This window comes from Stenotrophomonas sp. CASM114 (genome assembly GCF_049384325.1).
Classification (GTDB): domain Bacteria; phylum Pseudomonadota; class Gammaproteobacteria; order Xanthomonadales; family Xanthomonadaceae; genus Stenotrophomonas; species Stenotrophomonas muris.
The window spans coordinates 49417-64056 of record NZ_JBMRGJ010000023.1; the positions used below are offsets into that span (position 1 = coordinate 49417).

The following is a 14640-nucleotide window of genomic DNA, read 5'->3' on the forward strand; positions in this document are numbered from 1 at the left end:
AAGGGGGCTCTTCTCCAGAAGGATTTCAGGGGTTCTCATCCACGCGTGGCGTGGATCTACAGCAGCGGAAATCTGTCGAAGGCGGGGTGGGTCCGGTGGCGTGCGCCGTCCCCCGCAATTGGACCCACCTCGCCATCCCGCAGGAAGCCGGCTGTTGCGGTTGCCGGCCAGCGGCCGGCACTACCGCGGGTGCCGGGCGAAGCCCGGCTCAGGCGCCGAAGCGCTCGTCGTCCATGGCCATCAGCGGCGCGGCGCCGGCCTGGATCGCGGCGGCGTGGCTGAGGGTGCGCGGCAGCACGCGGGCGAAGTAGAACCGTGCGGTCTCGCGCTTGCCCTGGGCGAAGGCGGCGCCGTGCGCGCTGGCATCGGCGGCGGCCACGCTGCGGGCCCACCAGTAGGCCAGCACCACGTAACCCGAATAGAACAGGTAGTCGTAGCTGGCCGCGCCCAGTTCGTCGGGATTGGCGGCCGCGCGCTGCAGCACGTCCATCGTCAGCTTGCCCCATTCGGCGGCCTTGGCGCGCAGCGGGCCGATGAACTCGGCCAGCGCTTCGTTGCCCTCGTGTTCCTTGGCGAAGGCTTCGATCTCGGCCAGCATCAGCTTCAGGCCGGCGCCCTGGCTGGATGCGGTCTTGCGGCCGATCAGGTCCAGCGCCTGGATGCCGGTGGTGCCTTCATACAGCGTGGTGATGCGTGCATCTCGGGCCAGCTGCTCCATGCCGTGCTCGCGGATGTAGCCGTGGCCACCGAAGCACTGCAGGGCGTTGTAGGTGTTCTCGATGCCCCATTCGGTCTGGCAGGCCTTGGAGATCGGGGTCAGGAAGCTTACCAGGGTGTCGGCGCGCTCGCGCTCGGCGGCATCCTCGGCGTGGTGGGCGATGTCGATCAGGGTGGCGGCATGCAGCGCCAGCAGGCGGCTGCCTTCGACCAGCGACTTCACGGTCAGCAGCATGCGACGCACGTCCGGGTGGACCAGGATCGGGTCGGCCGGCTTGTCCGGGAACCTGGCGCCGCTCAGGGCGCGCGACTGCAGGCGCTCACGGCTGTACTTCAGTGCGTTCTGGTAGGCGCGCTCGGACAGGCCGATGCCCTGCAGGCCGACACCCAGGCGCGCGGTGTTCATCATGGTGAACATGGCCTGCAGGCCCTTGTGCGGCTGGCCGACCAGGTAACCCTGCGCACCATCGAAGTTCATCACGCAGGTGACCGACCCCTTGATGCCCATCTTGTGTTCGATCGAGCCACAGCGCAGTGCATTGCGCTCGCCGACGTTGCCATCGCGGTCGACCTTGAACTTCGGGGTGACGAACAGCGAGATGCCCTTGGCGCCCGGAGGGGCGTCGGGCAGCTTGGCCAGCACCAGGTGCACGATGTTCCCGGTCAGGTCGTGCTCGCCGGCGGTGATGAAGATCTTGGTGCCGGTGATCGAGTAGCTGCCGTCGGCGTTCGGCTCGGCCTTGGTCTTGAGCAGGCCCAGGTCGGTGCCGCAGTGCGGCTCGGTCAGGCACATCGTGCCGGTCCAGCGGCCTTCGATCAGCGGCTTGAGGAAGGCGTCGTGCTGCCACGCCTCGCCGTGCTGCTTCAGCGCTTCAATGGCGCCGTGCGAGAGCAGCGGGAAGTTGCCCCACGCCAGGTTGGCGGCGTTGATCATTTCGTTGAGCGGCACCCCCAGGGTGTGCGGCAGGCCCTGGCCGCCCAGCTCCGGCGAGGCGGTCAGGCCGGTCCAGCCGCCATCGACGAACTGGTCGTAGGCCTGCTTGAAGCCGGGCGGGGTGGTCACTTCACCGGTGGCCTGGTCGAGTACGCAGCCGATCTCGTCGCCGACGCTGTTGAGCGGGGCCAGCACGGTGGCGCTGAAGCGGCCGGCTTCCTCCAGCACGGCATCGACCACGTCGGCGGTGGCGTCGGTGAAGCCGAGGCGGGCGAACAGGGGTTCGACCTTGAGCACGTCGTGCAGGGCGAAACGGAGGTCGGAAAGCGGGGCGGTGTAGCTGCTCATCGGTACGTCTCGATTTGATCAGGGCAGAGGGGAGCGGCGCCGGGCGCCGCGACGAAAGGCGGGTTCAGCGCAGCACGCCGGGCAGGCCGGGGGCCTGGTTGAGGGTGCTGCGGCTGCTGATGTCGAAGCTGCGCTGCTTCTTTTCCTGCGGCGTGGCCGCCACCGTTCCCTTCAGGGCGTAGGCCAGGGTGCGGTTGCTGGCCAGCGCGTCGGCCACCACCAGGCGCGCGGTCGAGCTGGGCACGAGGTCGACATTGATGACGTCGGCGGAGGTGCCGCCGATGGAGATGCCGGGCTTGACCTGCAGGGTGCCGGCATCGCTGTCGCCGACGGTCAGCGCCAGTGAGACATCATCGAAGGTCATCGGCATCGAGCTGAAGTTCTGCAGGCGCAGGGCCACGGTCCAGTTGCCGTCGGCACGCACGGTCAGCTGCTGCAGGCTGGCCGCCGGTTCCGAAACACGCTTGACGATGCCGTTGCTGCAGGCAACAAGGGCGAGGGTGCACAGGACGATCAAGGCGGTACGGAAGCGGTGGAGCATGGGCGCAAGTCCTCTGGAGGGGGTGCGTTGGGGTAAGCATACTACGGCGTATGGTTTTATGGATCGCCCGGAGCGACCCGTCCGCAGAGGGTAGCGCGTGAAGATGGCGGTCGGGCATGCACAACGCCGGATGGCGCGCGCACGATGCGCCGGATGCGAAGCGGTTCAGTCGGCCGCGGGATCGCGCAGCGGGGCCATCAGGCGCAGTGGCCCGAGGTCGTACCCCATAGACTCGGCCTTGGCTTTCAACTGTTCGAACCGATCGCGCTCCATCTCCGGCAGGCGCGAGAGGATCCACAGATACTTGCGGCCGGGTTCGCCGACCAGGGCCCATTGATAGTCCGGGTCCAGCGCCAGCACCCAGTAGTCGGCCCAGACCAGGGGCGCCCAGCTCAGCCAGTCGGGGACGAAGCGCACCTGCAGTTGCCCGGGATGGCCGGCCACCGGGCGTGCCACGCCTTCGGCGACCACGCGCTCGCCGTCACCCTTGCGGCAGGCATTGGTGACGCTGATGCGGCCGTCGCGGCGCAGGCCATAGTTGGCGGTGATGTCGCCCACGCACTGCTTCTGGAACGAGACTGGAAGATGCGCGATCTCGTGCCATTGGCCCGCGTAGCGATCAATGTCCAGGTGCTCGACCGCGCGCACCGGTTCAGTGGCGATCACCGGGAAGGCGGCCAGCAGCAGGCAGGCGAGCAGGGCGGGGCGCAGATGCATCGGCAGGCTCCAGGCAGGAGTCTGGAGCGTAGGTGCCGCGGCCCGTGCCGGTGTAAATGTTTCGTCAACCGGGCCACGGTGGTCGCCGCTTGCGCGAAGCGCGAATAAAAAAAGACCTGCATTTCTGCAGGTCTCTGAAGATGGTGGCCGAAGACGGAATCGAACCGCCGACACGGGGATTTTCAATCCCCTGCTCTACCAACTGAGCTACTCGGCCAAATTGTGTGGCTACCGCGGTGAGTGCGGTTTCCGGAAAAAAAAGACCCGCATTTCTGCAGGCCTTCGAAAGTGGTGGCCGAAGACGGAATCGAACCGCCGACACGGGGATTTTCAATCCCCTGCTCTACCAACTGAGCTACTCGGCCACATGTTTCGTTGCAGCGAGGTCGCTGCCAAGGACGCGTATATTACGGAGGTCGGCTGCCTTCGGCAAGCGTTTTGCCAAGATTTCTTCACATTGCCCTCTGCGCGCTCGCAAGTGCTTGATCCTCCGTTGTGGGGCGGGGCGTGCCCCATCGATTGTCGTCTGCGGTGGAAATCAGCAGGTCGCCGCGTTCGCCAAAGCTGCAAGGGCAAGGGGTGCGCCGGACCCGCGCGGGTCCGGGCAATGGAACGCTGTTTTCGTGGCCGCCATCGGGGATCGCCGCAGCGTAGTGTCGGCAGTCCTTTCCCGATGCTGGCAACAGCAGAGACCTGGCCATGTCCGATTGCTCCACCGCGTCCCGCATCGTGCTTGCCTCGCGTCCGCAGGGGGCGCCAAGTGCAGCCAATTTCCGCCTGGAACAGGTTGCGCTGCCGGCACTGGCCGAGGGCGAAGTGCTGCTGCGCAACCGCTACCTTTCGTTGGACCCGTACATGCGAGGACGCATGGACGAGGGCCCGTCGTATGCCGCGCCGGTGGCGGTAGGGGCGGTGATGGAAGGCCAGACCGTGGCCGAGGTGTTGCAATCCAAGGCCGAGGGCGTAACCGCAGGCGAGCTGGTGCTGGCGCCGGGTGGCTGGCAGACCCACGCGGTGCTGCCGGCCAAGGCGCTGGGGCGTCGTCTGGATCCGGCCGGGCTGCCGCTCAGTACGGCGCTGGGGGTATATGGCATGCCCGGCTTCACCGCCTATTCCAGCCTGCATGAAATCGCCCGTCTGAAGCCGGGCGAGACGTTGGTGGTAGCCGCCGCGACCGGGCCGGTGGGCGCGACCGTGGCGCAGCTGGCCAAGCTGCAGGGCGCGCGCGTGGTCGCCATCGCCGGTGGCGAGGCCAAGCGTGCCTATCTGCAGACGCTGGGCGTGGACGTGGCGCTGGATCATCGCGTGGCTGATTTTGCGGACCAGCTGCGCGCGGCAGTGCCTGCGGGCATCGACGTGTACTTCGAGAATGTCGGCGGCCATGTGCTGGATGCGGTGCTGCCGCTGCTCAACGACTTCGCCCGCATTCCGGTCTGCGGCACCATCGCTACCTACAACGAGCGGGGCGTCGAGCAGCCTGGCCCGGATCGGCTGCCGTCACTGTTCAACCAGATCCTGCGCCAGCGCCTGACCGTGCGTGGTTTCATCGTGCACGACTTCAACCACCTGTGGCCGGACTTCGAACGCGAGATGCCGCAGTGGCTGCGCGAGGGCCGCATCCAGTACCGCGAGGATGTGGTGGAAGGTCTGGAGAAGGCGCCGGAGGCGTTCTTCGGGCTGTTGCAGGGGCGCAACTTCGGCAAGCTGGTGGTGAAGCTGGATTGAGTGCTTGGTGGGTGTGCCGACCAAGGTCGGCGGCTATCGGGTGGCGTCAGCCGTTGGCGACCTTTTCCCGGCGCAGCAGTTCGCGCTTGCGCGCAACGCCCCAGGCATAGCCGGACAGGTCACCGTCGCGGCGCACCACGCGGTGGCAGGGCACGGCTACCGCCAATGGATTGCTCGCGCAGGCACGTGCCACCGCACGACTCGAGCGTGGTGCACCGATATGCGCGGCAATATCCGCATACGACGCGGTCTGGCCGCGCGGAATCTGCTGCAGTGCCTGCCATACCCGCTGCTGGAAGGCGGTGCCGCGGATATCCAGCGGCAGTGTGGCGCCTCGCGAGGGATCCTCGACCAGGCCCACCACCTGTGCCACCAGTTGCTCATAGCCGTGGTCGGCACCGACCAGTTCGGCCTGGCGGAAGCGTTGCTGCAGTGACTGCAGCAGCGCCTCCGGATCGTCGCCGAGCAGGATCGCGACCACGCCGGTCCCGCTGCTGGCCACCAGCACGCTGCCCAGTGAGCTTTCGGCAAGCGCGAAGTGGATGACTTCGCCGCGACCACCTGCGCGCCATTGCTTGGGAGTCATGCCCAGCAACTTTGGTGCGTTCTCGTAGAAGCGCCCGCTGGAGCCGAAGCCGGCATCGTGGAAGGCATCGGTGATGCGCTCCTGCTGTTCGAGCCCGGTGCGCAGGCGGTCGGCGCGCAGCGCGGCAGCGTACTGCTTGGGGGTCAGCCCGGTGGCCTGTTTGAACAGGCGATGCAGGCGCGTCGGGCTGCAGCCGGCGATGTCGGCCAGCTCCTGCAGCGAGGGCTCGTCGAGGCTGGCCTGCAGATGGCGGCAGACCCGTTCGACGCGGGCGTCGAGGGCGGTGGTGGCGGTGCTGTCCATGGGCGGATTCTGGCACGTGCTGGTTCTGCGGAAACTCCGTTTCCTGCACCTGGCCGCGAGGCCCGGAAACGGAGTGTTGGTGGGCCGGAGGCGCGGCATCGTGGCGGCCACTCCACAACCGGTACCACCCTCATGCGCCTGAACAACAAGATCGCCCTCATCACCGGTGCCAGCGCTGGCATTGGTCGTGCCAGCGCGCTGCGCTTTGCTGCCGAAGGGGCAAAACTGGTGCTCAATGCGCGGCGGCCGCAACCGCTGCACGCACTGGCCGAGCAGATCCGTGGCGCCGGCGGCGAGGTGGTGATGCATGCCGCCGATGTGGCTGATCCGGGCACGGCGCAGGCGCTGGTGGATCTGGCCCAACAGTCATTCGGAGGCCTGGACATCGCGCTCAACAATGCCGGCATGCTCGGCCCGGGCGTACCGGCGGCGGAGTTCCCGGCGGATGCATGGCGCGAGGTGATGGCCACCAATCTCGATGCCGCCTTCCATGCCGCACGCGCGCAGTTGCCGGCATTGCTGGCACGCGGGGGGGGCTCGCTGGTGTTTGTCGGTACCTTTGTCGGCCATACCGTGGGCTTCCCGGGCATGGCCGCCTACGCGTCGAGCAAGGCCGGACTGATCGGCCTGAGCCAGGTGATCGCCGCCGAGTACGGCGCGCGTGGCGTACGCAGCAACGTGCTGCTGCCTGGCGGTACCGATACCGAGATGGGCCGGCAGGCCGCACCCACCGGCGATGCCCGCGACTTCGTGCGCTCGCTGCACGCACTCAAGCGCATGGCCGAGCCGGAGGAGATCGCCAACGCGGCGCTGTTCCTGGCCAGCGATGAAAGCAGTTTCGTTACCGGTACCGCGATGCGTGTTGAAGGTGGAGTGTCGATCACCCGTACCTGAGCGGCGTCATGAGCGCGGCGTGTAGTGGATACCGCTGCTGGCCATGAAGCCTTTCGGGTCGAACCTGGCCCATGCCTCGCCCCACTCGAACCGGGCGCGGCCACCTGCCAGTTTGCGCCCCAGAGCCGTGGCCAAGGTGCGACGCATGAAAGCGACTTCGGCATCGATCGCGACCTGGGTCGGCCAGCCGTCTTCCAGTGTCGCACCCGGCAGATCGACGCCGATCGTCACCATGTCGAGCTGTTGCCCGTGGAAGCACAGGCTGATGCCGGCGGGCGCACCGCCCAGACTGACCCGGTGCAGGCTGAGCCAGTGATAGCCGGTGCCGGCATCGCGCTCGCCATGCATCAGCGTGGCGAAGGCGATGCGCGCCTCCTCCAGTGACAGGGTGGGGCAGATCAACGTCGTCAGGTGGCCGAGCTGGATGCTGCCGTCCGCTGGATCGAGGCGCATTGGCAGCGTACGCGCGGCGTGCTGGGCGGGAGGTGACATCGCGGACTGGCTGGGCATGTTGGTCCGGATTCTGCAGAGCCGTGAGCTGCGGCGGCAAGCGGAACTGCACACGCTGTTCGCGCGGGCCTGACCTGCGGATCACTGCGCAGCCTCTAGCGTGAAGTCCTGATCGGCCTTCGCCGGCACAGGAGACTTCGATGAGCGAGCGCGACAAAGACCCTGGCGATCCGAAACAGGGCGTACAGGAAAGCCGTCAGGACAGGGCGCAGGAGGACGTGGCAAAGCAGCGGCCGGGGCAGCGCGATCAGCAGGTGCGTGATACGCATTCGCGTGGTCCACGCCGCAAGGACGGGGATCAGGAACCTGCCTGACTCGTGATCGATGCAAGAAAAAACCCGCAGATCGCGACGATCGGCGGGTCTTCTTAATGAGTGGTGGAGCCAAGGAGGATCGAACTCCTGACCTCGTCATTGCGAACGACGCGCTCTCCCAGCTGAGCTATGGCCCCACGGCAGGGCTTCAGTGTAGCCAACTGGCTGCGCCTTGCCAAGCCGACCCCTGATGTGCCGGACGGCGTGGCATGAAGGCGTGCACTGTGCCGAAACCGTCCGGTTTGTCTGGCCCGGATGCCGCGCAACGAAATCGTAACAATTTGGGGGATAATGGCGGCTTGCGCAGTTCTCCTCCTTTTTGCCGCCCGGCTCGCGCAGGCCGCACGGACGCCTCCTCAGAGCATTCCATGCCCTCCCATTCCGATTCCCGCCGCCTGTCGGGTATGTCGTCTTCCTTCGTTTCCTTCCGCCGCCATCCGCTGGCCCTGGCCTGTGCCGGCCTGGCCCTGGTCGGCAGCTTTGGTGCCGCCGCGCAGGACAGCGCGCCGACCCCGACGGGCCTGGACACGATCACCGTGACCGCCGAGCACCGCGAGCAGAACCTGCAGGAAGTGCCGGTCTCGGTGGGCGTGGTGCAGGGCGAGCGCATGCGCGACTTCACCGCCGGCGGCGACGACACCCTGCTGGCGCTGTCCGGCCGCGTGCCGAGCCTGTATGCGGAAACCACCACCGGCCGCATCTTCCCGCGCTTCTATATCCGCGGCCTGGGCAACATCGACTTCTACCTGGGTGCCTCGCAGCCGGTGTCGATCATCCAGGACGATGTGGTGCTGGAGCACGTGGTGCTGAAGTCCAACCCGGTCTATGACGTGGACCAGGTGGAAGTGCTGCGCGGCCCGCAGGGCTCGCTGTTCGGCCGCAACACCACCGCCGGCATCATCAAGTTCGACACGCTGAAGCCGACCCAGGACTACACCGGCCGCGTCAGCGCCAGCTATGCGACCTACAACAGCGTGTCGATCGACGGCGGCTTTGGCGGCCCGATCAACGACATCGCCTCGTTCCGCGTGTCGGCGCTGTACCAGCACCGCGACGACTACGTCGACAACACCTACAAGGGCCCGAGTACTGACGGCACGGTCAGCCCGAAGAAGAACGCCATGGGCGGCTTCGATGACCGCAACGTGCGCGCGCAGCTGCTGCTGACCCCGAGCGACCAGTTCTCGATCCTGGCCTCGGCCCACGCCCGTGATTACGAAGGCACCTCGACCCTGTTCCTGCGTGGTGCGCTGACCAAGGGCTCGAACAAGACCGACGTGCCGCGCGACCAGGTCGCCTACGACGAAGCCGGCAACAACCCGCAGGCCTACAAGACCTACGGCGGCTCGGTGAAGGCACGCTACGACTTCGGCGCGATCGACTTCACCTCGATCACCGCCTATGAGACCACCTCCGGCTACAGCCGTGGTGACACCGACGGCGGCGCTGCGGTGAACTTCCCGGTCAACGGCGTGCCGAACGGCTACGGCCAGTCGATGGGCCGCATCCGTGATCTGGACCAGTGGACCCAGGAATTCCGCCTGGCCAGCCATGACGACAGCGCCCTGCAGTGGCAGGCCGGTGCGTTCTACTTCAACGGCAGCGACACCACCGACTTCTACCAGCGTGCGTGGTTCCTGCAGGGTGCGGCCCGCAACCCGAACAACTGGGTGCGACTGCGCAACAAGAACACCTCGTGGGCCGGTTTCGGCCAGCTGAGCTACGCCTTCACCGACAAGTTCACCGTCACGGCCGGCCTGCGCCAGACCAAGGACGAGAAGCACACCCGCCTGCTGAAGACCGCTGACACCGCCGCCGGCGTGGTGACCTACAAGGGCCGCACCGACGTCAAGATGTCCGACACCACCCCGAGCTGGGATCTGAGCGCGATGTACCAGATCACGCCGGACGTGAGCGTCTATGCGAAGGTCGCACGCGGCTTCCGCGGCCCGACCATCCAGGGCCGTTCGGCGGTGTTCAATGCCGACTTCACCACCGCCGATTCCGAGACCATCCTGTCCTGGGAAGCCGGCGTGAAGAGCAGCCTGTGGGACAATCGCCTGCGCCTGAACGCCACCGCGTTCACCTACACCGTCAATGACATCCAGCTCAACGGCAACGATTCGGACGGCAACGGCGTGCTGTTCAATGCCGACAAGGCCAAGGCCTACGGTTTCGAAGCGGACATGGAGCTGCGCCCGATCCCGAACCTGACCCTGAGCGCCGGCGTCAGCCTGCTGCACAGCGAGATCAAGGACAAGCGCGTCTACGCGCAGGTCTGCGGCCTCAACGGCAAGGTGGTGTGCACGGTGAATGACCCGACCATCAAGGTCGGTGCCAACACCTTCGCGCAGATCGACGGCAACCCGCTGCCGAACGCGCCGAAGTACAACGTCAACCTGGCCGCCCGCTACGACTTCCCGGTCAGCGACGCGGGCACCATGTTCGTGTCCACCGACTGGAACAAGCAGGGCTACACCAGCTTCGTGCTGTACGACAGCAAGGAGTTCAACTCCAAGGGTGATTTCGAGGGCGGCCTGAAGATCGGCTACTCGGGCAACTACGGTGCCTATGAAGTGGCGCTGTTCGCGCGCAACATCACCAACGAGAAGAACCTCAAGGGTGTGATCGAGAACTACATGGCCGCGGTCTACAACGAACCGCGCACCGTCGGTGTCTCGTTGAACATGAACTGGTAAGGCGTTGCCGCGAGGGTGGGCGGTCCCACCCTCGCACTGCTGGAGTGCGCAGGGCGGCCCGGTGATCCGGGTCGCCCTTCTTGTTGCGTTCGACGGCGGCGGGAATGCAATCCGGCGCCGCGCCCGGTGCTTCAGCGTGCCGGCAGCAGCGCCTGCAGCCGCGCTTCCAGCTCTTGCTGGCGCCAGCCGGCCAGTGCGGCCGGCCACTGGCGGCGTTCCAGATAGCTTTCCAGGTGCTTGCGTGAGGCCAATACGCCATCCGGCAGGCCCAGTTCGCGGCTGCGCTCGGCAACCGCGTCCTGCAGCTTCTTCAGTGCCTGCTTGTTGCTGTCGTTGGCCGGCAGCGCCAGCGGTGCTTCGGCCTCATCGGCCAGCGGCGTATCCAGCGCCTGCCACACAGCGCCCGCGAGCTTGCGCGGTGCCTTCGGGAACTGTTCGAACAGCTTGCCCAGTGCGGCGGCATCGGCCGGTGGCGTGCGTGCCAGCGTGGCGGCCAGTTCGTTGTCCAGGATCCAGCTGCGCGGGCGGTCGCTGCTGCGTGCCTGCACATCGCGCCAGCGCAGCAGACGCAGCAGCCGATGCTGTGCGGCCGTGTCGAGGAACTGCGCCGAGCGCATCGCCAGGTGCGGCCAACGGTCTTCGTCGTTGGCGACGCTGGCCAGCAGGCGCTCGCCGTCGTCGTGCAGCCACTGCTGGCGGCCCAGCGCCTGCAACCTGGCATCGATGGCGTCATGCAGCGCGAACAGGTGCTCGACATCGTCGGCGGCGTACTGCAGCTGCGACTCGGACAACGGGCGGCGCATCCAGTCCGAACGGGTTTCGCCCTTGGCCAGCGCCACGCCGGTGATTTCCGCGACCAGCTTCTGGTAGCCCATACCGCCACCGATGCCGGCCAGCGAGGCGCCGATCTGGGTGTCGAACAGCGGACGTGGCAACACGCCGCAGGCCCACTTGAAGGCGACCAGGTCTTCGCTGGCGCTGTGCATCACCTTGACGATCGATTCATCGGCCAGCCACGGCGCCAGCGCCTCGGTCATGCCGGGAATCAGGGGGTCGATCAGCAGGATGTCCTGCCCGACCGCCATCTGCACCAGGGCCAACTGCGGCCAGAAGGTGCGTTCACGGATGAATTCGGTGTCCAGGCCGATGCGGGCCGGACGCTGCTGGAAGTACGGATCCAGCTCGGCGGGGGTGGTGATCCAGATTGCCACGGGTCAGGGCCTACTACTCGGGTTTGCTCAGGCAGGGGAGAATAGCCTAACGTCGGTCCGCATCCGTGCCGAAGGAGATCCTGCTTGCGTTTTCCGCTGTCGTCCGTGCTGTGCACCGCCCTGGCCCTGGCCGGCTGCACGCCGTCGCCCTCGGCGACACCGGAGCCGGGACCGGCTGCTGGCGAAGACGCACGGCCGCAGCAAGGCATGCAGGCGGACGCGACGCCGGAGGCGGCGCAGGGCAGCGTCACCATCGCCGGTGAGGATGCCGCCGAGGATGTGCAGCGGTGGACGCCACCGCGGGTCGATCGGCAGGGGCGCAGCCTGGCCCAGCTGCGTCGCGCGGCCGAGAAGGCGTTCGCCGAAGGGCGCCTGTACGAGGACGCCGACGCGGCGGTTCCGCTGTGGCTGGCGGTGCAGGAAGAAGACCCGGATGACCGCCAGGCCCGCAACGGCCTGCAGCGCGCCCGCCAGCGCCTTCAGCAGCAGGCCGATGCCCTGCTGGTCCGGCCGCTGCAGCAGCGCGAGGCGCTGGCCGAGGCCAGCCGCCAGGCACTGGTGCTGCTGACCCTGGCGCCGAAGGATGAGAAGGTGCGCGCGCTGCAGGGACGGGTGGAGCTCGCCCAGCGCGTGGTGGCCTACAACCGTGCCGGCGAGGAAGACCTGCGTTCGGGGCGGATCGGTGAGGACGGTGACGGAGCGATCGGCAACTTCCGTGAAGCGCTGGCCCTGGATGAACACAACAGCCGGGCACGGCAGGGCCTGGCGGCGGCCGAGAGTGGCCTGATCCGCCGTGCCGAGGACGCGGCGCGGGTGCGTGACTTTGCCAGCGCCGGCACCTGGCTGGCCGAAGCCAGCAAGGTCCGTGACTCATCACCGGCCATTGCCGATGCCTTCGAACGTATCGAACAGATCCGCGCGGCGGCACTGCTGCAGCTGCGCGATGATGGCCTTCGCGAACTGGCGACGCCACAGGGCCTGAAGCCGGCGCGCGAGAAGCTGGCCGAGGCCCTGCGCATCGCCTTGCCAGGGGATGCGGTGGTGGCCCAGTTGCGCGAACGCATCGACCTGGCCACCCATTACGGCAGCTTCCGTCCCGGGCAGGTGTTCAGCGACGCCATGCGCGATGGCGGGCGCGGCCCGCAGATGATCGTGGTGCCGCATGGTGGCTTCCAGATGGGCGCGGGTGATGCCGAGCCCGGTGCCAGCGATGCCGAGCGGCCCTCGCATTATGTGCGCTTCGACCGCGGGTTTGCGATGGCGATCACCGAGATCACGGTCAGTGATTTCGAGCGCTATGTGAAGTCGACCAATGCGCGGCCGCGTGCGACCCGGCGCGGCCACTCGGTGGTCTATGACGAGCGCAGCGGCAATTTCATCCGCCGCAGCGGTGTGGACTGGCGTTCCGATTACGATGGCGCGCGCGCACTGGGCAATTCGCCGGTGATGCATGTGAGCGTGCGTGATGCCGAAAACTACGCGGCGTGGCTGTCCGAGCAGACAGGACGCAGCTACCGGCTGCCGAGCGAGGCCGAATTCGAGTACGCGCTGCGTGCCGGCAGCAGTGGCCGTTATCCGTGGGGCGACGCCGGCACGCCGCCGCCCGGCGCTGGCAACTTCACCGGCAGCAAGGATGTCTCGCCCTCGGGGCGGCACTGGCACAACGCCTTCGTCGGCTATGGCGATGGCTGGTGGGGGCCCGCGCCGGTGGCCAGTTTCCAGGCCAATGCCTTCGGCCTGCACGACATGGCCGGCAATCTCAGCGAGTGGGTGGCCGACTGCTGGCATGCCAGCTACCGGCGTGCGCCGTCCGATGGTGTCGCCTGGTTCAACCCGGGCTGCCGGTCGCGGGTGATCCGGGGCGGCAACTGGGCCAATGCGCCCGAGCAGACCCGTGCGGCCTGGCGGCAATCGCAGGACTCGGACACCACCAACGCGCGCATCGGCTTCCGTCTGGTGCGGGGCATCTGAGCATCGGGCTTCACCCGCTGCTGGCGTCCGCGCACTAAGATTGCGCCGTGCCCGCCGGCCGGCGGGGCCTGCTGGAAGACACCGATGCGCAACGATCCCTTTTCCCGCTCGCCGCAAGGCCCGCAGCGGCGCGGCCTGTTCGGCAACATCCGCTGGTGGGTGCTGCTGCTGGCAGCGGGCTATGCGGTGTTCTACTGGTTCTCCAATCGCACGGTCGATCCCTACACCGGCGAGAAGGTGATGATCGACAGCGGCCTGGATGCGCGCCAGGAGACCGCGCTCGGGCTGCAGGCCTACCAGCAGATCCTGTCGCAGGAACGGCCGATGGATCCGAATGCGCCGATCGCGCGTGATGTGCGCGACATCGCCCAGCGCCTGATCGCCAAGGTGGACGTGGTGGAGACCGCGCTGGCACAGGAGCACGGCGTGCAGCCGGCGCATTTCGCGCGGGATTTCCAGTGGGAAGTGAATGTGATCCCGTCCGAGCAGGCCAATGCGTTCTGCCTGCCGGGTGGCAAGATGGCGGTCTACACCGGCCTGGTGCCGGTGGCGCGTACGCGTGACGCGATGGCGGTGGTGATGGGCCATGAGATCGCCCATGCGCTTCTACGCCATGGTGCACAGCGGATGGCGCAGCAGAAGCTGACCCAGATCGGGCAGATGGCTGGTGCCGCCAGCGGCATGGATGCGCAGCAGCAACAGATGATGATGTCGGCGATGGGCTACGGCTACCTGCTGCCCTATGCGCGCAGCCACGAGACGCAGGCCGATGAAGTGGGGCTGATGCTGGCCGCAGCGGCCTGCTTCGATCCCCGCGAGGCGGTGCCGCTGTGGCAGCGCATGGGCCAGGCCAGTGGCGGCCAGGCGCCGCCGGAGTTCGCCTCCACCCACCCGAACCCGGGTACCCGCATCCAGAACCTGCAGGCGCTGATGCCGAAGGCGCTCGAGTACCGGCAGAAGTTCTGCGAGCAGGCAAAGTAGGGGGAGGGGCGGCAGGGCTTGCAGCCCTGCACCCGCGGTAGGTAGTGCCAGCCGCTGGCCGGCAGCAGCAACAGCGGAAGCGGGTTTCCTGAGGGATGGCGGGGTGGGTCCGGTTGCGGGAGACGCCGTAAACCCGTCCATGGGGGCTTGGCCGCGGCATCCATGCCGCGGACACTCCCGCCACCGGAC

The 14640-nt window shown here is 67.4% G+C and carries 12 protein-coding genes and 3 tRNA genes; 6 read left to right on the forward strand and 9 right to left on the reverse strand.

Going from position 1 to position 14640, the window contains the following annotated elements; all coding sequences use genetic code 11:
- Positions 1 to 208: 208 nt before the first annotated feature.
- The 5 genes from VG566_RS17560 to VG566_RS17580 form a co-directional block, all read right to left on the reverse strand.
- Positions 209 to 1999 (reverse strand): acyl-CoA dehydrogenase C-terminal domain-containing protein, encoded by a 1791-nt coding sequence (locus VG566_RS17560; protein ID WP_049405024.1) that lies wholly within the window; start codon positions 1997 to 1999, stop codon positions 209 to 211.
- Positions 2000 to 2063: 64 nt separating this feature from the next.
- A complete protein-coding gene (locus VG566_RS17565; protein ID WP_014647826.1) occupies positions 2064 to 2540 on the reverse strand; it encodes an LEA type 2 family protein in 477 nt (158 codons plus the stop codon).
- Between the two features lie 165 nt (positions 2541 to 2705).
- Complete coding sequence (locus VG566_RS17570) at positions 2706 to 3257, reverse strand: lipocalin family protein (RefSeq protein WP_049405026.1); 552 nt, start codon at positions 3255 to 3257, stop codon at positions 2706 to 2708.
- Positions 3258 to 3398: 141 nt separating this feature from the next.
- Positions 3399 to 3474 (reverse strand) — tRNA-Phe (locus VG566_RS17575).
- A 72-nt stretch (positions 3475 to 3546) separates the two neighbouring features.
- Positions 3547 to 3622 (reverse strand) — tRNA-Phe (locus VG566_RS17580).
- Positions 3623 to 3956: 334 nt separating this feature from the next.
- Between VG566_RS17580 and VG566_RS17585 the strand changes: the two genes are divergently transcribed.
- Positions 3957 to 4982 carry an NADP-dependent oxidoreductase gene (locus tag VG566_RS17585; RefSeq protein ID WP_100450355.1) on the forward strand — a complete coding sequence of 342 codons (1026 nt, stop codon included), beginning with the start codon at positions 3957 to 3959 and terminating at the stop codon, positions 4980 to 4982.
- A 46-nt stretch (positions 4983 to 5028) separates the two neighbouring features.
- On the opposite strand, the gene VG566_RS17590 is transcribed toward VG566_RS17585, so the two are convergent.
- Entirely contained in the window at positions 5029 to 5871 is an 843-nt protein-coding gene (locus VG566_RS17590; RefSeq protein ID WP_049408320.1) for a bifunctional transcriptional activator/DNA repair enzyme AdaA, read from the reverse strand.
- Positions 5872 to 6003: 132 nt separating this feature from the next.
- Between VG566_RS17590 and VG566_RS17595 the strand changes: the two genes are divergently transcribed.
- Positions 6004 to 6765, forward strand: coding sequence for an SDR family oxidoreductase (locus tag VG566_RS17595; RefSeq protein ID WP_014647822.1), 762 nt, complete (start codon positions 6004 to 6006; stop codon positions 6763 to 6765).
- 6 nt (positions 6766 to 6771) lie between these two features.
- Here the strand turns inward: VG566_RS17595 and VG566_RS17600 are convergent, their stop codons facing one another.
- Positions 6772 to 7257: a hypothetical protein gene (locus VG566_RS17600; protein WP_142235357.1), complete on the reverse strand. Its 486-nt coding sequence runs from the start codon at positions 7255 to 7257 to the stop codon at positions 6772 to 6774.
- A 158-nt stretch (positions 7258 to 7415) separates the two neighbouring features.
- Here VG566_RS17600 and VG566_RS17605 point away from each other — a divergent pair, with 158 nt between their 5' ends.
- Positions 7416 to 7589 carry a hypothetical protein gene (locus VG566_RS17605; protein WP_006457496.1) on the forward strand — a complete coding sequence of 58 codons (174 nt, stop codon included), beginning with the start codon at positions 7416 to 7418 and terminating at the stop codon, positions 7587 to 7589.
- A 61-nt stretch (positions 7590 to 7650) separates the two neighbouring features.
- Here the strand turns inward: VG566_RS17605 and VG566_RS17610 are convergent.
- Positions 7651 to 7726: transfer RNA gene (locus VG566_RS17610), tRNA-Ala, on the reverse strand.
- A 231-nt stretch (positions 7727 to 7957) separates the two neighbouring features.
- Here VG566_RS17610 and VG566_RS17615 point away from each other — a divergent pair.
- The gene (locus VG566_RS17615; protein WP_241884341.1) at positions 7958 to 10288 is read left to right on the forward strand and encodes a TonB-dependent receptor; all 2331 of its coding nucleotides are present in this window, start codon (positions 7958 to 7960) and stop codon (positions 10286 to 10288) included.
- Positions 10289 to 10419: 131 nt separating this feature from the next.
- Here VG566_RS17615 and rnd read toward each other — a convergent pair whose 3' ends face one another.
- On the reverse strand, positions 10420 to 11499 hold the full coding sequence (gene rnd, locus VG566_RS17620; RefSeq protein ID WP_014647819.1) for a ribonuclease D: 1080 nt from the start codon (positions 11497 to 11499) through the stop codon (positions 10420 to 10422).
- Between the two features lie 84 nt (positions 11500 to 11583).
- Between rnd and VG566_RS17625 the strand changes: the two genes are divergently transcribed.
- Entirely contained in the window at positions 11584 to 13470 is a 1887-nt protein-coding gene (locus VG566_RS17625; protein ID WP_014647818.1) for a formylglycine-generating enzyme family protein, read from the forward strand.
- An 84-nt stretch (positions 13471 to 13554) separates the two neighbouring features.
- Positions 13555 to 14451: a M48 family metallopeptidase gene (locus VG566_RS17630; RefSeq protein ID WP_241884342.1), complete on the forward strand. Its 897-nt coding sequence runs from the start codon at positions 13555 to 13557 to the stop codon at positions 14449 to 14451.
- Positions 14452 to 14640 lie beyond the last annotated feature (189 nt).